This is a genomic window from Actinomyces bowdenii (genome assembly GCF_017592395.1).
In the GTDB taxonomy this organism is placed as follows: domain Bacteria; phylum Actinomycetota; class Actinomycetes; order Actinomycetales; family Actinomycetaceae; genus Actinomyces; species Actinomyces bowdenii.
This window is the reverse complement of sequence record NZ_JAGFOU010000009.1, coordinates 1-17,345: the sequence shown is the minus strand read 5'-3', so window position 1 is coordinate 17,345 and position 17,345 is coordinate 1. Positions and strand designations below refer to the sequence as shown.

The 17,345-nt window shown below is 67.1% G+C and carries 15 protein-coding genes; 4 read left to right on the top strand and 11 right to left on the bottom strand.

Annotated elements, in window-relative coordinates; translation table 11 throughout:
* Positions 1 to 180 precede the first annotated feature (180 nt).
* The 3 genes from J5X07_RS05420 to J5X07_RS05410 all read left to right on the top strand — a co-directional run bounded on the left by J5X07_RS05420 (position 181) and on the right by J5X07_RS05410 (position 3,175).
* Positions 181 to 1,719, top strand: coding sequence for an Abi family protein (locus tag J5X07_RS05420; RefSeq protein ID WP_208478919.1), 1,539 nt, complete (start codon positions 181 to 183; stop codon positions 1,717 to 1,719).
* Positions 1,720 to 2,151: 432 nt separating this feature from the next.
* Positions 2,152 to 2,445 (top strand): GNAT family N-acetyltransferase, encoded by a 294-nt coding sequence (locus J5X07_RS05415; protein WP_208478918.1) that lies wholly within the window; start codon positions 2,152 to 2,154, stop codon positions 2,443 to 2,445.
* A gap of 112 nt (positions 2,446 to 2,557) precedes the next feature.
* The gene (locus J5X07_RS05410; protein ID WP_424924089.1) at positions 2,558 to 3,175 is read left to right on the top strand and encodes a response regulator; all 618 of its coding nucleotides are present in this window, start codon (positions 2,558 to 2,560) and stop codon (positions 3,173 to 3,175) included.
* A gap of 291 nt (positions 3,176 to 3,466) precedes the next feature.
* On the opposite strand, the gene J5X07_RS05405 is transcribed toward J5X07_RS05410, so the two are convergent.
* From J5X07_RS05405 to cydD, 3 genes are read right to left on the bottom strand one after another with little or no spacing between them, the layout of a single operon-like run.
* On the bottom strand, positions 3,467 to 5,443 hold the full coding sequence (locus tag J5X07_RS05405) for a sensor histidine kinase (RefSeq protein ID WP_208478963.1): 1,977 nt from the start codon (positions 5,441 to 5,443) through the stop codon (positions 3,467 to 3,469).
* A gap of 58 nt (positions 5,444 to 5,501) precedes the next feature.
* Positions 5,502 to 7,382, bottom strand: coding sequence for a thiol reductant ABC exporter subunit CydC (gene cydC / locus J5X07_RS05400; RefSeq protein WP_208478917.1), 1,881 nt, complete (start codon positions 7,380 to 7,382; stop codon positions 5,502 to 5,504).
* Positions 7,379 to 9,214: a thiol reductant ABC exporter subunit CydD gene (gene cydD / locus J5X07_RS05395; protein ID WP_208478916.1), complete on the bottom strand. Its 1,836-nt coding sequence runs from the start codon at positions 9,212 to 9,214 to the stop codon at positions 7,379 to 7,381. The genes cydC and cydD overlap by 4 nt, the downstream gene beginning before the upstream one ends.
* Before the next feature lie 173 nt (positions 9,215 to 9,387).
* Between cydD and J5X07_RS05390 the strand changes: the two genes are divergently transcribed.
* On the top strand, positions 9,388 to 11,748 hold the full coding sequence (locus tag J5X07_RS05390) for a glycogen debranching protein (RefSeq protein WP_208478915.1): 2,361 nt from the start codon (positions 9,388 to 9,390) through the stop codon (positions 11,746 to 11,748).
* Between the two features lie 497 nt (positions 11,749 to 12,245).
* On the opposite strand, the gene J5X07_RS05385 is transcribed toward J5X07_RS05390, so the two are convergent.
* The 8 genes from J5X07_RS05385 to J5X07_RS05350 all read right to left on the bottom strand — a co-directional run.
* Complete coding sequence (locus J5X07_RS05385) at positions 12,246 to 12,464, bottom strand: hypothetical protein (protein ID WP_208478914.1); 219 nt, start codon at positions 12,462 to 12,464, stop codon at positions 12,246 to 12,248.
* Between the two features lie 440 nt (positions 12,465 to 12,904).
* Positions 12,905 to 13,978: a hypothetical protein gene (locus J5X07_RS12910; RefSeq protein WP_243896507.1), complete on the bottom strand. Its 1,074-nt coding sequence runs from the start codon at positions 13,976 to 13,978 to the stop codon at positions 12,905 to 12,907.
* A gap of 17 nt (positions 13,979 to 13,995) precedes the next feature.
* Positions 13,996 to 14,313, bottom strand: coding sequence for a hypothetical protein (locus J5X07_RS05375; RefSeq protein ID WP_208478913.1), 318 nt, complete (start codon positions 14,311 to 14,313; stop codon positions 13,996 to 13,998).
* Between the two features lie 581 nt (positions 14,314 to 14,894).
* Positions 14,895 to 15,317: a hypothetical protein gene (locus J5X07_RS05370; protein ID WP_124934856.1), complete on the bottom strand. Its 423-nt coding sequence runs from the start codon at positions 15,315 to 15,317 to the stop codon at positions 14,895 to 14,897.
* A 21-nt stretch (positions 15,318 to 15,338) separates the two neighbouring features.
* On the bottom strand, positions 15,339 to 15,734 hold the full coding sequence (locus J5X07_RS13385) for a restriction endonuclease fold toxin-2 domain-containing protein (protein ID WP_341769419.1): 396 nt from the start codon (positions 15,732 to 15,734) through the stop codon (positions 15,339 to 15,341).
* Positions 15,735 to 16,180: 446 nt separating this feature from the next.
* A complete protein-coding gene (locus tag J5X07_RS05360) occupies positions 16,181 to 16,600 on the bottom strand; it encodes a hypothetical protein (protein WP_243896506.1) in 420 nt (139 codons plus the stop codon).
* Between the two features lie 20 nt (positions 16,601 to 16,620).
* Positions 16,621 to 17,016, bottom strand: coding sequence for a restriction endonuclease fold toxin-2 domain-containing protein (locus J5X07_RS13380; RefSeq protein ID WP_341769418.1), 396 nt, complete (start codon positions 17,014 to 17,016; stop codon positions 16,621 to 16,623).
* Positions 17,017 to 17,037: 21 nt separating this feature from the next.
* Positions 17,038 to 17,345 (bottom strand): transposase family protein (locus J5X07_RS05350; RefSeq protein ID WP_208478910.1); only part of this gene is annotated, 308 nt, incomplete at its 5' end.

Genomic DNA, 17,345 nt, shown 5'->3' with positions numbered 1-17,345 from the left:
ACTCCTTAAGCCGATCAGAGCGGCGAGGACCTTGTGTGCCGCTCGGGACGAGGTCGTGACGCTTGACCCGCGTGCAGATACCTCGTACACTCGTATCAACATGGCAGGCCCGCTTCTCTAGATGAGACGCGAGCCTGTTCTTCTGTTTCCCAGTGCTGGGGAGGCGAGGACGAAGAACGCATGAGCGCACTGGACAGTACCTACACCAAGCCGTTCCTGACGATTCCTGAGCAGATCCGGCGGTTGCGTGAGCGGGGCATGGATTGCGGTACAGACTCGTTCGCGTCAGGCGTCCTTGAGCGCTATGGCTATTACCGACTGTCGGGGTACTGGCACCTCCATCGAGCTCGGCCAGAGCCACCGGCGCCTCGTTTCGACGAGGACGGCCGCGAGATCCGTCTGGACTCGTTCCAGCCGGGAGCCACTCTCCGGCAGGTGGTCGCCTTGTATGAGTTCGACCATGAGCTCCGGACCCGCCTGGGTCGTGCGATCAGCATGGTCGAGACGGCGTTCCGCTTCCACATCGGACACCGGCTCGGTAAGGAAGATCGGTTCGCGCACCGGCATCCGGAGAAGCTCGGTGCGCTCAGGAAGTCGGACCCGGGCACATCGCCCGAGCCGACCACTGCCTATCTCGAGTGGATTGAGGAGTACGAGCGTCACGAGAGGCGGGCGAGAGGCGACTTCGTCGTGCACTTCCGCGAGGTCTATGGCCCGCACCTGCCGATCTGGGTAGCGACGGAGGTCATGTCCTTCGGTGTGCTGAGCGGCCTCTACAACCTGATGCCCCAGGCTGACCAGGAGATCCTGGCCGCGCGGTTCCAGATCCGCACCGCCAACGACAGGGGCGACCGCGGCGCTCTGAAAAATTGGCTCAACAACCTCCGGCACGTCCGGAACATTTGCGCGCACTACGGTCGACTATGGAACCGCACGTTCGACGTGGTCATCGACGCACCCGGGCGGGCGCGCAGGGACGCGAGCGATCTCCTGGCCCCGCTCGCCGACGGCGGGGTGGGCAACAAGCTTTACGGTGTGATGCTCATCCTGCGCCATCTCTTGTTGAGTATCGCGCCGGAGCGTCCCGATGTGGTCGACGTGGCAGATTTCATCGAGGACAGTTCGCAGGACATCGGATTTTCCATGAACCAGCTCGGGTTTCCCGACGGCTGGCGGAGCAGCCCGCTATGGGATCGTGACTTCACGCTCGATCCCTCGTCCATGCTGGCAGCCAGCCTGCTCGACCGAGTTGACTGCCGGACAGCCGCTGAGACGCGAACCGCGCTGACATGTGCGGATGTCACCGAGTCCGAGCGCGATCGAACCCCGGAGCAAGCGCAGCGAGCAATGAAGGCAGCCCAGCGCAGCTTGCTGCGGACCTATCTCAAGCACCGGGTCTTGATCGAGGTTGAACTGGGGAAGACCAGGCACTATCCCGCTTTCCAATTCCGCGACGGCAAGATTATCGACGCTCTCGCGGAGATCAACAAGGTGTTCGCAGCAGTCTGCGAGGACGTGGAGCCGACACTGGTCGCCGCGGCGCTGCTGGACTGGTGGCAGACGCCGTATCCTGGCTTGCCGAAGGGCCCGGAAGGCTCGAATCGATCGCCGGTCGACCTGCTGCAGTCGGTCTCCGAGCGGGACTTCAAGATGGCAATTGAGGAAGCGAGCGCTATGAGCGGCTTCGTTGCACCGACGCAGAGCTCGCTCCTGGGATAGTCGGCGCCACTCGGAGGGCCGGCCAGCCGATGCGCTGCGTGTCGGCGCTGGGCATGCGGCCCACCCGGTCTCACCGGCACCCGGGAAGCCTGGCTGGCAGACGGCAGACTGCGGGTCCGGGGGCATGCGGCATCCTTGCGCCATGGCCCCCACACCCTTCGCCACCAAGCCCACCCTGGTGGGCGAGCTGGTCACGCTGCGGCCGATCCGGGCCGAGGACGCCGACACCATCGACGCCCTCATCCGCACTGATCCCGAGATCAGCATCCTGACAGGGTCGGTCCACTCCTCCACCGAGCCGCCCATGGGCGTGGGCATCCCCGTGGGCGTGGGCATCGAGGAGCTGCGCGGCATCTACGGCAGGTGGGCCCAGGCGGAGGATCGCCTCGTGCTGGCCGTCATCGACAACTCCAGCGGGCGGATGGTCGGCGCGTGCTCCTGGACTGGGATGAGGCCAACCGGTCCTGCGGCTTCAGGGCGCTCATCGGGAAGCAGGGCCGTGGGCGCGGGCTGGGCACGGAGGCCACCCGCCTCATCGTCGAGCACGGCCTGGGCGCCATGGGCCTGCACCGCATCAGTCTGGAGGTCTATGACATCAACCCCCGGGCCCGTCATGTCTACGAGAAGGTGGGCTTCATCCATGAGGGCACCGGCCGCCAGGCCCTCCTGCTCGACGGCGAGTGGGTGGATGTCCACTGCATGGCGATCCTGGACCCTGAAGCCTGAGCATCGCCCCTTGTCCCACTCCCGGGATCACGCGGTGCTTGTGACCTTGATCCCCAGCGCTGGTAGTCTTCAGGCCATGCCGAACGCCCCTGCAGCGGACAGAGTCCGCGTCATGATCGTGGATGACCACGAGATCGTTCGCCGCGGGATCGCCGAGATCATCGACAGGGCCGACGGCCTGGATGTCGTGGCCGAGGCCGGTTCACGGGCCGAGGCGGTGCGCCGCGCCGAGCTCGTGCGCCCCGACGTCATCCTCGTGGACCTCCAGCTCCCCGACGGCACCGGCATCGAGCTCATGCACGAGCTGGGGGAGTCGGTGCCCGAGGCCATGCCCATCGTGCTGACCTCCTTCGACGACGACGAGGCCCTGGCCGAGGCGCTGCAGGCCGGTGCCCGGGCCTACCTGCTCAAGACCGTTCACGGCGCCGAGATCAGTGACGTCGTGCGGGCCGTGGCCTCGGGGCGGGTCCTGCTCGATGAGCGCACCGTCACCCGCCGCCGCGCCGACCACGACGACCCCACCGCCGACCTGACCAATGCCGAGCGCAAGGTCCTGGAGCTCATCGGCGACGGACTGTCCAACCGGGAGATCGGCGAGCGCCTGGGCGTGGCGGAGAAGACGGTGAAGAACCACATCACCTCCCTGCTGGCCAAGATGGGCCTCCAGCGGCGCACGCAGGTGGCCGCCTGGGTGGCGGGGCAGCGCGCCTCGGGCTGGCGCCGCGGCTGAGCCGGCTCCCCTGCGCCGGCCCGCCCGGGGCAGGTGGCGGTTGCACATCTTCAGGCCTCGGTGGGCAGTCCTCAGTGCGGGGATGGCCGTGATTCCGGGGCTCGGGCCCGCGTCAGCGGGATGAAGATGTGCAGCGCGGACGGAGCTGCACATCTTCGTGCCTCTGGGGGACTCCTGTGATGGGGGCATCGGCGGGATCGCGCCGATCGCTCATCTGGGCCGGGCGTGAAGATGTGCAGCCCCAGGAGCCCCAGGGGAGGGCGGGGCCATCCCCGGCTCCCGCAGCGCGGCTCAGGGCCGCTCCAGGGGGGCCCTCCAGGTGAAGCAGGTCCCGCGCCGGGCCCCGTCGGAGCGGGCCCGCGGGCCGATGACGAAGGATCCGCCGTGACGGCGCGCCCGCTCCGCCATATTGGCCGTTCCCGAGCGGCGCGTCACCCCCGGGTCGACCCCCACGCCGTCGTCGCGGCAGACGATCTCCACCACGGGGGCGTCGTCGGCAGCCGCATTCCCGGAGGCCGGCCCCAGGGCGGGGCCGGCGGCCCGCCCTGGCAGCACCCCGTCGATCTTGATATCCACGGTCACCGAGGAGGCGTGCGCGTGGCGGGCCACATTGCTCAGGCCCTCGCGCACCACCGCCACCATGTCGTCGGCCAGATCGGCATCCACCGCGGCCTCCACGGCCGCGATGAGCTCGTCCTCCTCCTGGCGCCCGGCCTGGGCCAGGCCGGAGCCGTCGACGCTGAGCAGCAGGGAGGGGGCGTAGCCCAGGGCGGTGCGCGCCAGGGAGGCCTCCCGGCGCAGGCGCTCGACAACGCTGACATCCTCGTCGCGGTCGCGCAGGGAGCGCACGATGGAGCGGATCTGGCGCACCGAGTCGTCCACCGCCTCCAGGGCCGAGGCCAGCACCGAGCAGACGGTCTCGCGGTCCAGCTCCTCGGCCTGGCGCAGCCGGCTCTGGGCCGAGGACAGCTGCATGCCGGTGGCGAAGAGCTGCTGGATGGCCAGGTCGTGCAGGTCCCGGCCGATGCGCGCGCGCTCGTCGAGCAGGGTGGCCATCTCCTCGGCGTGCTGGGCGTCGGCCAGCTCGAAGGCCATCGTGGCCTGCCCCGCGACCAGCTCGGCGATCTCCAGGTCCTTGTCGGTGAAGGGCGCGGCGTCCTGGGCGCGCAGCAGCAGCATCACCCCCACCCCCCGGCCCCGGTGGATCATGGGGGCGTAGAGGGCGGGGCCGAAGCGGGCCAGCTGGGGCAGGCGCAGGTCCCCGCGCTGCCAGGCCGCGGCCAGGGAGCGCACCACCATGCCCGTGCGCTGGGACAGGGTCGTCAGGGCCCTGCCCTGGGGCGGGAAGAAGGTGCCGATGAGGTCCTCCGCGTGCTCCCCCTCGGCGATCTCGCAGATCCAGGTATCGGCGACGCTGGGCAGGATGAGGGCGGCGGTGTCGGCGTGGGCGACCTCGCGGACCCGGCGGGCGATATGCGTCAGGGCGTCGTCCTCCTCGGCCCCCGACAGCAGCAGGGTGGTCAGCTCCTGGGACACCGACATCCACTGCTCGCGGTCGCGGGCCTCGCGGTAGAGGCGGGCATTCTCCACGGCCACGGCGGCGGCCTCGGCCAGGGTCAGGACGGCGTCGACATCGCTGGGGCCGAATCCCCCGGGCTTGTCGCACAGGTAGAGGCGGCCGTAGACCTGGCCGTGGACGCGCAGGGGAGCGCTGAGCAGGCTGCCGGCCTCCTCGTCCTCGATGGCGCCGGTGAAGGCGGCCGCACCGGACAGGTCGTTGTCGATGACCACGTCGGAGCCCTGCGGGCCGGTGGGGCTGACCCTGCCCGCCAGCAGGGCGAGCTCGTCGGCGGAGGCGGTGGGGGCGCCGCTGGAGACCGTGGTGCCCGCACTGCCCGTGGGCGACCCGCTGGCGGCATCGGCGCGGCTGAGGACGGCGATCGTGCCCCAGGCGGCGCCGGTGATGGAGCAGGCGGACTCCACCAGGCGGCGCAGTGCCTCGGGCACGCGCAGGGAGCCGGTCAGGCGCAGGGCCGCCTGGATGAGCTCGACGGTGCCCCCGTCCAGGCAGGGCCGGCGCCCGGGCTCCTCGGGGCGGTGGCGCGTGGAGGTCAGCTGGTCGGCGTGGACGGCGTAGGCCAGGCGGCGCACCCCCACCGGGTCATCGGGGCTGGGGCCGGTGGGGACCTCCAGGGCCAGGTCGTCGGGCACGCCGGGCAGGGCCAGGGGGATCTCCCCCGCCCCGGCCGGGGCCGCGCCGGGCCTCATGGCCCCGCCGGGCCCACCGGGGGCCGTGCCATCGCCCGGTGCTGCGGGGCCGGTGCGCTCACCGCGCGGCGGATGCGGCATCGCTGTCCTCCTGCCTCAGGGCCCAGCGGTAGGGCTCATGGGTGCGCACCAGCTCCTCGTGGCCGGCGCGGGCGATGATGCGGGCGGGCGCCTCGGGCCCGGCCTGCTCGGGGCGGCCCAGGACGATGATCTCCTGGGCGGCGTCCAGGGCGCTGAGACGGTGGGTGACGAGCACCACCCCCCGCTGCCCGCCGCTGCCCGCCGTCAGCAGATCCGTGACGAGACGGTCGGCGGTCGCGGGGTCCAGGTGCTCACCGGGCTCATCGAGGACCATGAGCGGGGCGGGCGCGGCCAGGGCCCGGGCCAGCAGCAGACGACGGCGCTCACCTCCGGACAGGGTCGAGCCGCCGGTGCCGATGAGGGTCTCCAGGCCCTGGGGCAGGCCCTCCAGCCATGCCCCCAGCCCGGCGCGGCCCAGCAGCTCGCGTGCCTCCTGGGCGGTGACATCCCCGCGGGCCACGCGCAGGTTCTCCAGGACCGTGGTGGCGAAGACATGGGCGTCCTCGGCGGTCAGGCTGATGCGCCGGGCCGCCTGCTCGCGGCTCATGGACCACGGCGGCGTGCCGTCGAGCAGGAGGGTCCCGCCCCGGGGCTCCAGCAGGCCGGCGAGGGTGAGCATGAGGGTGGTCTTGCCGATGCCCGAGGGGCCCACGAGTGCCAGGCGGCTGCCCGGGGCCAGGTCCAGGTCGATGCCCGAGGCCAGGATCGGCCCTCCGGGCCAGCCCACCGCCAGGCCCCGCGCCGTGAGGCGGGGGCCCGATCCGCCGGCGGGGCCAGCGGGGGAGGCCGGCGGGGCCCAGGATGCTGCGCCATCGCGGTCCGGGGCCGTACCCGTGCCGGCGGTGACGCCCGCGCTGGCCGGGGCGGTCGCGGCGGCCCGGGCGCCGTCGATGAGCTCCATGATGCGCCCGGCGGCTCCGGCCGAGCGCACGAGCTGGACGCTGGCCGGCCCCAGGGCCGCGGTGGCCTCGAAAGCGGCCAGGGGCAGCAGGACGATGACCGCCAGCCACTGCCCTCCCAGCTGCCCGGAGGCGACCGCCGGGATGCCCACCAGGAGGCTGCCCAGGACCGCCAGGCCCAGGGCCAGGGTGTCGATCATGGCCGCCATGGCGGCGGGCCGGGCAGCCAGGTCCCGGGTGCGCCCCAGGTCGCGCTCCAGGCGCTCCAGGGCCCCCAGCGCCTGGTCCAGGCGCGAGTCCACCGCCAGCTGGGAGCCGGACTCGGTGATGGCCACCACTGCGGCGGACAGGTCGGTGGCGCCCTCCTGGCGGGCCAACTCGGCCAGGCGCGCCGAGCGGATGGACAGCAGCGGGCCCCCGATCCCCGCCAGCAGCAGGCAGGCGGCGATGATGAGCCCGGCGGGCCAGTAGACGAGCCCCATCGCCAGGGCGGTGCCCGCCCCCAGGACGGTGGCCACCGCCATGGGCAGGTAGGCGCGCACCACCACATCACCCACGGCATCGACGTCGGTGCCCACGCGCGCCAGCACATCCCCCCGTCTCAGGCCGGCCACGGTGTCGGCCCGCGCCGAGGCGAGGATCTCGTAGAGGCGGGCCCGGAGCTCCCCCATGCCCCGCAGGGCGGTGTCATGGGAGGCCAGGCGCTCGCAGTAGCGCAGCACGGAGCGCGAGATGCCGAAGAGCCGGACCATCACCGGGGACACGCCCAGGGCCACCACCTCCGGCACCTGGGCGGCGCGCGCGATCATCCAGGCCGCCACCCCCGCCAGCGCGATGGCGCTGGCCATGCCCGTGGCACCGAGCGCGACAGCCGCGGCCGCCCTGGCCCTGCTCAGGTCCAGCAGGGCCACCGCCCGCCGCAGCGCACGGCGCTCTGGAGCCGACAGGATGCCCCTCATCGCGCCACCCCCCGACCGGCCGGGGAGGCGGGGCCCGGTGACTCCTGGGAGCGGGGGAGTGCCCCGGCCCGGGCCGGGCCGGGCCGCGCCGCCGGCGATGGCCGGGCGCCATCGTCGGCAGCGGCGCCGTCGGGCGCGCCGGGGCGGACCTCGATGACGTGATCGGCCAGGGCGACGAGCGCGGCGCGGTGGGCGATGACCAGGACGGTGCGGCCCTGGGAGGCCAGGGCGCGAACGCCGTCGAGCACATGGGCCTCACTGGCGGCGTCCAGGTGCGCGGTGGGCTCATCCATCACCACCAGGGGCGCAGGGCTGGCCAGGGCCCGGGTCAGGGCCAGGCGCTGGCGCTGCCCCAGGCTCAGGCGCACCCCGCCCTGGCCCACCATCGTGTGCCAGCCCCCGGGCAGCTGGTCGAGCACCTCATCGAATCCGGTGATGCGGGCGGCCTCGACCAGGGCATGGGGGACGTCGCCGGCGGCCGGGGAGGAGCCCGGCGCGGCGTCCGCGGAGGCGCCCAGCACGTTGTCCAGGACACTGCCCGGGACGATGACGGGGCGCTGGGGCACCCAGGCGATCTGCTCCCACCAGCCGCCCGGCTCGACCTCGGCCAGGTCGGTGCCGGCCGGGCCGGTGCCCGCATCCTGGCCGGCGGGGCGCAGCAGGACCCGGCCCTCGTCGGGGGCGAGCAGGCCCAGCACCACCTGGGCGGTGGTGGTCTTGCCCGCGCCAGAGGGTCCGGCCAGGGCGGTGATGCCACCGGCGGGTATCCGGGCGCTCAGGCGGTGGGGGGCCCACCGGCCGCGCGCGCGGACCCCGATGCCCTCCAGGTGGATGTCCGTGCTCCCCAGGGCGGGGGCGGGCCGGGTGCCGCGCGCTGGCAGCGGGGCCTGCAGGATCTCGAAGACGGCCTGCGCCGCGGCCACGCCGTTGGCCGAGGCGTGGAAGTGGAAGCCGACCTGGCGCAGCGGCTGGTAGGCCTCGGGGGCGATCATGAGGACCAGCAGGGCGGTGGGCAGGTCCATGGTGCCGTAGATGAGGCGGAAGCCGATGGCCACCGCGATGATCGCCACTGACAGGGTGGTGAGGAACTCCAGGACCGCCCCGGACAGGAAGGCGACACGCAGCGTGGACATGGTGGCCAGCCGGTAGTCCCGGCCCAGGGCGCGCACGCGATCGGCGGGGCCGCGCTCGCGGCCCAGGGCCTTGAGGGTGGGCAGGCCGGCGATGAGGTCGAGCACCTGGCTGCCCAGGCGCTCCATGGTGGCCAGGCGCTCCTGGGAGAAGCTCTGGGTCATCCGGCCGATGAGGATCATGAAGATGGGGATGAGGGGGATGGTGAGGATGACGGTGATGGTGGAGGGGAGGTCCTGCGTGGCCAGGACGGCGATGGTGGCGGGGGTGACGGTGGCGGCCAGGAGGAGCTGGGGGAGGTAGCGGGTGAAGTAGGGCTCCAGGTCCTCCAGGCCACGGGTCAGGACGGTGGCGGTGGAGGCGCCGTGCTCGGCCTGCCAGCGCGGGCCCAGGGCGGCGGCGTGCTCCAGGGCGGCGCGGCGCAGCTCGATGATGGTGCGGGTGGCGGCCCGGTGGGCCAGGGCCTCCTGGAGGTAGAGGACCAGGCAGCGGGTGGCGACGACGATGATCAGCCCTGCCGCCATGGCCCCCACCCGGCCGGTGGCCCCCGGTTGCAGGATCACCGGGGCGATGGCCCGTGAGATGAGGACGGCCTGGGCCACCACCAGGCCCGCGGTGAGGATGCCGGTGATCGTCGTGATGACGATGTACCGGCGCGCGGCGCGGGCGTGGCGCAGCAGCCGAGGGTCGAGTGGCTTCACCCGGCCAGTCTAGTGGGGCCTGGGACGAGGGTCCCGCATGGCGCTGAGTGCCGACGTCCTCGTGCTGCGCCCGCCGCCCTCCCCGCCCACAGGGCCCCAGGGCCGGGCGCGCGCATGGTCAGGGGAGCGCGGTGCCCAGCCCGCTATCAGGCTCGGGTGCCAGGCTCGCGGCCATGCCTGTTGATTCCTCTGCGCCGTCGCCGTTCCCGCTTGAGCAGTCCACCTGGGCCGAGGCCGATTGGCCGCTCGGCACCCACCTGGGGCCCGACGGCGTGACCGTCGCGGTCTGCGCCCCGGCCGCCACCCGCGTCCAGCTGGAGGTCTACCCCGAGGCCCTGGGGGCGGGGGCCTCCGCTGTCTTCCTGCCGGCCCGCGGCGCCGATGGCGTGTGGCGGGCCAGGATCGGGGGCCTGGGGGCCGGGGCCCTGCTGGGCTGGCGCGTGTGGGGCCCCAACTGGCCCTTCGACGAGGCCTGGGTGCCAGGCTCCGCGGCGGGCTTCATCGCCGACCTGGATGAGGACGGCAATCGCTTCAACCCCAACAAGGTCCTGTTCGACCCCTACTCCCGGGAGATCACCCACAGCGCCTTCACCGACGCGCTGGGGGAGCTGGGCGTCAATGATGGCGTGCTGGGGACGGGGGGCGATCTGGTCGACGGCGTGCCGCGCCGTCAGATCGACACCGGCCCCTACGCGCCCAAGGGCATCGTGGTGGAGGAGACCGGGGCGGGGGGCCGCATCCCCAAGCCGCGGATCCCGGCCGAGCAGGCGATCATCTATGAGGCCGGGGTGCGGCAGCTGACCGGCCACCCCTCGGCCGCCCGCCTGAGCGAGCTGCTGGCGGGGGAGTCGGGCTTCGAGGACGTGGTGGACATCCCCGAGGAGTACCGGGGCACCTACCGGGGCGCGGGGATGCTCGCCCCCTATCTCAAGGCCGCGGGCGTGACGACGGTGGAGCTGCTGCCGGTCCACGAGACCAACGCCTCGGAGTCGGGGCGCTCGGGTGCCACGAACTCCTGGGGGTACATGACCCTGGCCTTCTTCGCCCCCAGCCGGCGCTACGCCGCGGACCGCAGCTGGGGCGGGCCCACCCGGGAGTTCAAGGAGATGGTGGACGCCTTCCATGCCGCGGGGATGGAGGTCTACCTCGACGTCGTCTACAACCACACGGCCGAGGGCGGCAACTGGAACGGCGAGGTGACGACCACCGGCTTCACCAGCCTGGGCGGGTTCGCCACCGCCGAGTACTACCAGCTCACCCGGGACAAGATGCTGGTCGACGGCGCCACGGGCACCTCCAACCAGGTGAACTTCTCCTCGCCCGCGGCCCGGCAGCTGGTGCTGGACTCCCTGCGCTACTGGTGCTCCCAGATGGGCGTCGACGGCTTCCGCTTCGACCTGGCCACGGTGCTGGGGAGGATGCCGGGGGAGGCCGAGCCCGATGACTGGGGCAATCTCAAGCGCTTCTTCAGTGATCATCCGCTGCTGACGGCGATCGCCGAGCTGGCCGAGCAGGAGCATGTGGAGGTCATCGCCGAGGCCTGGGACCTGTGGGGCTATGAGGTGGGCAACTTCCCGCGGGGCTGGGGGGAGTGGAACGGCCGCTACCGCGATGCCGTGCGCCGCTTCACCAAGGGCGATGGCAACACCGGCGAGTTCATCGACATGGTCAACGGCGACTACCACCACTTCGCCGATAACGGCGGGCCGCAGAAGTCGGTGAACTTCATCGTGGCCCATGACGGCTTCAATATGGCCGACCTGGTGAGCTACCAGGCCAAGGTCAATGATCAGCCGGCGCCCTTCGGGCCCTCCGACGGCGGCAGCGATGACAACATGTCCTGGGACTCGGGGGGTGACCAGGCGCTGCGCCGGCAGCGGCTGCGCAACCTGTGGGCGATCCTCCTGCTCTCGCGGGGCGTGCCCATGGTGGTGGCCGGGGACGAGATGGGGCGGACCCAGAACGGGAACAACAACCCCTGGGCGCTGGACACGGTGGCGATGCTCAACAACTACGCGATGGTGGCCACGAGCGCCCCGCAGCGCGTGAGTGTGGAGGACGGATCGGGGGCCGCCTACCACGACAACCTCGGCGCCTTCGACTCTGAGAGCGCGCGGGTCAACCCGCTCTTCCGCTTCGCGACCTTCCTCATGCGCCTGCGCCATGAGCATCCCGCGCTGCACCAGGCGAACTGGGGCGATGACCAGGTCGGCGGCGATGATGTGTCCTACCTGTTCCGTGCCCCTGATGGGGCCGGCTCGCCGCAGGAGGGGGATCGGGCGCTGGCGATCCATATCGATGCTCCCGGGGAGGCCTTCTGGGTGATGGTCAACATGGCTGGGGAGTCGGTGGACTTCCAGTTGCCTGAGGCCGGTGGGGGCCGGGTGTGGCGGCGCCTGGTGGATACCGCGGCGTGGGCGGAGCGGGAGTCGAACTGCTGGCGCGAGGGCACGGGCGAGGTGCTCAGCGGAAGGCAGTCGGTGGCCGCGTGGTCGGTGGTCGTCTGCCTGGCGGGGCCACCAGCGCAGGGCTGAGCGGGGCGCTCGGGGCGGGCGTTAGTCGTACTCCTTGTGATCGCCTTATCGAGTGCCCACCACTCCCATGATTGGGAGGATGCGTCGCTGTCCATCTCCACTCCTTCTGCGGTGGCGATCATGGGGCGGGCACCTGCATCGTGTTGGTGGCAGAAACCGGCTGGGATCCTGCAGGTAGTGCCGCGGGGTGTGTGAGAGCTCGTCAAGATCTCCTGGGTCCGCGGGGTCGCCGTTGGCCACTGCGGTGAGCACCCGCAGCGTTGATGCGGGCAGGTGATCGCGCAGGGGGAGATTGAACGAGTAGTAGTAGTGGCAGCTCATCGGGTTCTTCCTCTCGGCAGGTGCAGGTTGGTGGGGGCCTGATATTGGGTTCTTGGAAGCGGTGGTGCCTGTGTACTGCGGAATATGGTGGGCTGTCGGCGCTTCGTTCCGTACGTGTGATCGTATGGAGTGAGTTGCCGTGATATGTCCTTCGATGTGCTGCTGAGCAGGCAGTGTTAGTGGAAGTACTGGGGGTACTCGATGTAGGGGTCGTGCTCGTCGTGGTCGACCCAATTATCAAGGACCTCTTGTGGTGTAATCCCGGGTGTGAGGACAGTGCGCCCGCTGAAGGAGTTGTCGGTGTACCACAGGGTGAGGTCCGGGTCTGGGTGTATGGAGCGGACCCATGCCGCAACTTCTGTCGACTGCTCCGGGAGTCCATCAATAGATATCATATCATTGTCGCGGAAATGATATATCAATAATGTTGGCGCATGAGGAAAAGAGATTGTAGTGTGTACGTCAATGGGGTTTCCTTCTGGTTTATGTGTCGCGGTAAAAAGTAGTGGCATCGAATGTTGTCTGATTCTGGTGGATGGTAAAAACTATGCGTCTGACGCCCATGCTTTGAATCCTCTTTTGTTTAGGGGATGAGCTGGACTTTGAATAGAATGCTGGGGCTCAGGATGGTCTTAGGTGGGTTCTCGTTCGATATCGCTCCCTAGGGTTCGATTTTGGTGCTCATATGCTCAGCTGTAGGGTGTGATTCGTCTTGTTTTGAGACTACTGAACCAGTTCTGGCGTAAAACTTGATCATTCTGGTCGCTAAATGAACTGGGCCTGATTAATCTGAGCGTAGTCGCCATCTATTCATGGAGTTGAGATTGGCTCGCGCCTATGCGTCGATCTGGCGGAGGAGGTTGTTGGGTGGTAATTGGTTGTTGAGGATGAAGTTGGTGAAGATCGGGGTGGCTTGTTCTGCGGTGAAGATCTCTTCTGGGTGGAGGTGGAGGGTGAAGGGTTCTTTACCGCCGTTGTCCCAACTGAGGGTGATCCAGGCGTCTGGGGTGTGGATGGGCTCGCGTGCCACTGTGTACTGCCGGTAGCCGTCGGTGGGGTGGGGTACTCTGATTTCTAGGGTCATGGCGTCATGGGAGCCGCCTGCTTGGATGTAGTACTGCTCGGGTGGGTCTGGGGGCATGTCTTCGGGGAAGTTGATGCCCTCTGGTAACTGTTCGACGCCGAGTGCGAAGTGGCGTGCATCGCTTAGGAAGGTCGGGTCGTTCAGGTCATGTGTGATCTTGTCGGCGACTTCCTGTGGGGTTTGGGGGTTCATGAAGGAGCGCCTGATGCCCAGTCCTTTGGATGCGGTCCAGGTGGTGAATCGTCGTTGTCCTGGTGGGATAGGGGTGACTAGTGAGCGTGGTTGTGTGATGGCGCCCTGCTCCAGGCCTGGCCAGCTGCTGGGTGGGACGGTGATGCGGCGCAGTAGATGTGCTGGTGGGAGCTGGTTGTTGATGATGTAGTCGCCGAAGACTGGGATGGCCTGCTGGCCTGTGAAGATCTCCTCGGGGTGGCGCTTGACGGTGACGATCTGTGTCTTGTCGTTCTCCCAAGACAAGGGCACCCAGGCGTCCGGATCCCGGACGGGCTCACGTGCCACCACATAATGGGTATAGTCCTCCTTCGCGTTGGGGACCCTGACCTCGATAGTCAACGCCTGAGACGAACCAGAAACCTGCATATACGAATACTGCTCCGGGTTGTCGGCAGGAAGGTCGTCAGGAAAATCAATGCCCTCAGGGAGGGGCTTAACGGCGTAGGTGAAGACCGCTCCAGGCCGAAAGTACTTAGGATTCGTCAGGTCGTGCGAAACTTCTGTGAATATTCTCTCCGGGGTTTGATTGACTTTGAATATTTTGAAAACCCCATCTTCGGCGTCAATGTCCCATATGACGAACTTTCGCATTTCCTTTTCCTTTCGTCTCACTGTGCGGGTGGGAACTCTTGTCTTGGCACTTCAACAACCTCAACGTCTACGATGCTGATCTTTGTGCCGTCGCCAAGCGTCACCTCTGCAGGATTGTCTGCGGAGACGAGTTTGTCAAATGCCTTCTGTTGAGGTGTTAGTGATGCGCTTCCAGACTTGACTTCCAGGCCGATCCATCGTCCATCGTCTAATTGAACGAGTCTATCATAGAATCTGCCATGATTAACGCCTTCGATGCTTGCGCGATGCTTGCTCGATATTTCTCTCGAAATTCCTATGTCTCTCTTTTTTAACTTTCTTTGGAGTTCCTCCATTCCGGCTTGCTCGCTGAGTTCGTAATCTTGGGACCCCCCGTTTCCGTCGGTGAAATGGCCTTTGTCGTCCCTATTGTAGTAGCGGCCGGTGCTGGTTTCAGAATTCTGGTGAGATCTATCTTCTTGCGTGTCTGGCTCGCGAGAGGCGTCATAACTCCCGCGGTTCCCGTGATTGTTGTGGCTGCCCTCGTCTGGATCCTCTGCTCCGGCGGGGCCGTAGCGGCCTCCGCCATTGCCGGAGCCCCCGCGGCCACCGGAATGGCCCGCGGATCCGGATCCGCTTGGGCCGCCATGACCGGCCCCACCATGCCCACTGCCCCCGTGGCCCGATCCGCTGGCGCCCGAGCCCCCGCCCCTGCCCGAGGGCCCGGAGCCACTCTGGCCGTTAGTGCCACGGCGGGCGTCCGCGCCAGTATCGACGGGCTTGAGTGCTTGGATGCCGCTGACTGCTTCAAGGCGGCGTGTTGATCAGATTTCTTGGATGACCATAAGGTGGGCGGTCGGTGCTTCTTTTAGCATGGGTGATCGTATGGAGTGAGCTGCCGTGATGCGCCCTTCGATGTGCTGCAGAGCAGGCAGTGTTAATGGAAGTACTGGGGGTACTCGATGTAGGGGTCGTGCTCACGGTGATCGACCCAATTATCAAGGACCTCTTGTGGTGTGATGCCAAAAAAAAGGATTGTATGACCAGAGAAATACTCGTCTGTGAACCATAGCTCTAGAGATGGATCTGGATTTGTGGCACGGATCCAGGCGGCGACCTCGGCAGAATTGAATGGATTTCCATCGATGTCAATCATATGGTTTCCGGAGAAATGATGTACCATGAATGAAGGTGCGTCTATAGGGTCAATGTTTGCTCCTGCATCGGAATTCATGTCCCTCCTCGTCTCTTTGTAGGTCTGGCATTCCGGCCATTTCTGTTGAGCCTCCTCGATGAATGTTTCGGCGTCGAAGATGGTCTGGTTGGGGTTCATGGTGATGATCATGTAGCCAGTTCCCATCCTGTTTCTCCTTATTGAGTGTTAGGGAATGAGTTGCACTTCGAAGGGTGTGTTCGGATTGAGAATACCCTGGAGCCTTTTGGTGAGAAAAGCCTGAGCTTCGGGTGTGTTGGTGACGATGACTAGTTTGTTGACGGGGTTTCCTGGTGATTGGATAACCTCCTCGTATCTCCTCATCTGGTCGTCGAACTTTGCCATGCTGCTGTTCTGAATGAACGGTTCTGCGTTTCCTTCGTGGATTGCCTTGGGGCCGCCGCCGCTGTGCTTGGCGTCCCATGCGGTGTAGGCGGTTCCGTCGGGGGTGACGGAGTCGGCGAAGACTGAAGTTTTACCATCATCCGCTACTAGTTTTCTTTCAATGTCCGTTCCCAGGACTCTGCGTTGATAGTCATAAGCTGCGGTCTTCGGTTTGGCGATCTGGGTTTCCAGGTTGTTGAACCAGTTCTGGCGAGCGACCGGGTCGTTCCAGTCGGGGTGCGATCCGGGTGGGGGAGCCCCGCCTCCGCCGTCGGCCCCGCCGGATCCTCCGCGGCCACCGGAGTGGCCCGCGGATCCGGATCCCCCTGGGCCGCCATGACCGGCCCCACCATGCCCACTGCCCCCGCGGCCCGATCCGCTGGCGCCCGAGCCCCCGACCCTGCCCGAGGGGCTGGAGCCGGCCTGACCGTTAGCGCCGCGGCGCGCATCGGCCCCAGCGTCGACGGGCTTGAGTGCTTGGATGCCGCTGACTGCTTCAGGGTGGCGTGTTGATCAGATTTGTTGGATGACTATAAGGTGGGCGGTCGGTGTTTCGTTTTGTATGGGTGATCGTATGGAGTGAGCTGCCGTAATGCGCCCTTCGATGTGCTGCAGAGCAGGCAGTGTTAATGGAAGTACTGGGGGTACTCGATGTAGGGGTCGTGCTCACGGTGATCGACCCAATTATCAAGGACCTCTTGTGGTGTGATCCCAGGAAATAGAACGGTATGTCCGCTCAGGACGCCATCTAAGAGCCATAGGATATGGTTAGGATCCGGGAAGAGGGAGCGAACCCAGGCCGCCACTTCGGCAGCATGCTCGGGAGTGCCATCTACGGAGATCATGTGATTATCGGGAAAATGGTCGATCATAAACGACGAGGAATCTAGGAGGCTAATGTTCGCTCCCGCATCAGCAATGAAGTATTCTGTTTTTCTGTATGTCTGGCATCCAGGCCACTGTTGCTGAGCCTCCGCGATGAATGTGTTGGCATCGAAGATGGTCTGATTGGGGTCCATGGTGATGATCATGTAGCCGGTTCCCATTCTGCTCTCCTCATTGTATATTAGGGGGTGAGTTGTACTTCAAAGGGGATGTCTGCCCCTAGGATGTTTTGGAGTCGCTGGGTGAGATAAGCCTGAGCCTCGGGTGTGTTGGTGACGATGACTAGTTTGCTGACGGGATTTCCCGGCGATTGGATGACTGCTGCATACTTCCTCATGTTCTCGTCGAATTTTGCCATGCCACGATCCTGGACGAATGATGTTGCGTTTCCTTCGTGCATAGCCTTGGAGCCGCCGCCGCTGTGCTTGGCGTCCCATGCGGTGTAGGCGGTTCCGTCGGGGGTGACGGAGTCGGCGAAGACTGAAGTTTTGCCATCATCCGCTACTAGTTTTCTTTCAATGTCCGTTCCCAGGACTCTGCGTTGATAGTCATAAGCTGCGGTCTTCGGTTTGGCGATCTGGGTTTCCAGGAAGGTTATTCAGGGGTTGGTGTAGGTGTATAGGGCTAGGGTGGCTGTGATGGTTTCTTTGAAGGTTTCTAGCGGGCGCCTGTAGTCGTGGGATAGGATCTTCCATGATTTGATGTGTGCGATGGTTCGTTCGACGACGTATCGGATGTTGTTCAGGGATTTGTTGGACTGCTTCTGGGCCTTGGTGAGATCGCCGTTGGGTGGTTTCTTGTAGGGGACGGTAATTCCTGTACCGACGTAGCCCTTATCACCGATGCAGCAGGCGAGGTCGAGCCCCTCCAGAACGCCCGAGGCTGTGATGGCCTTGGCGTCATGGG

Coding starts and splice junctions, on each gene's coding strand:
- J5X07_RS05420 (WP_208478919.1), top strand. CDS start 181: ATGAGCGCACTGGACAGTACCTACACCAAGCCGTTCCTGACGATTCCT.
- J5X07_RS05410 (WP_424924089.1), top strand. CDS start 2,558: ATGATCGTGGATGACCACGAGATCGTTCGCCGCGGGATCGCCGAGATC.
- J5X07_RS05405 (WP_208478963.1), bottom strand. CDS start 5,443: ATGAGGCCCGGCGCGGCCCCGGCCGGGGCGGGGGAGATCCCCCTGGCC.
- cydC (WP_208478917.1), bottom strand. CDS start 7,382: ATGAGGGGCATCCTGTCGGCTCCAGAGCGCCGTGCGCTGCGGCGGGCG.
- J5X07_RS05390 (WP_208478915.1), top strand. CDS start 9,388: ATGCCTGTTGATTCCTCTGCGCCGTCGCCGTTCCCGCTTGAGCAGTCC.
- J5X07_RS05385 (WP_208478914.1), bottom strand. CDS start 12,464: ATGATATCTATTGATGGACTCCCGGAGCAGTCGACAGAAGTTGCGGCA.
- J5X07_RS12910 (WP_243896507.1), bottom strand. CDS start 13,978: ATGCGAAAGTTCGTCATATGGGACATTGACGCCGAAGATGGGGTTTTC.
- J5X07_RS05375 (WP_208478913.1), bottom strand. CDS start 14,313: ATGGAGGAACTCCAAAGAAAGTTAAAAAAGAGAGACATAGGAATTTCG.
- J5X07_RS05370 (WP_124934856.1), bottom strand. CDS start 15,317: ATGGGAACTGGCTACATGATCATCACCATGAACCCCAACCAGACCATC.
- J5X07_RS05360 (WP_243896506.1), bottom strand. CDS start 16,600: ATGGGAACCGGCTACATGATCATCACCATGGACCCCAATCAGACCATC.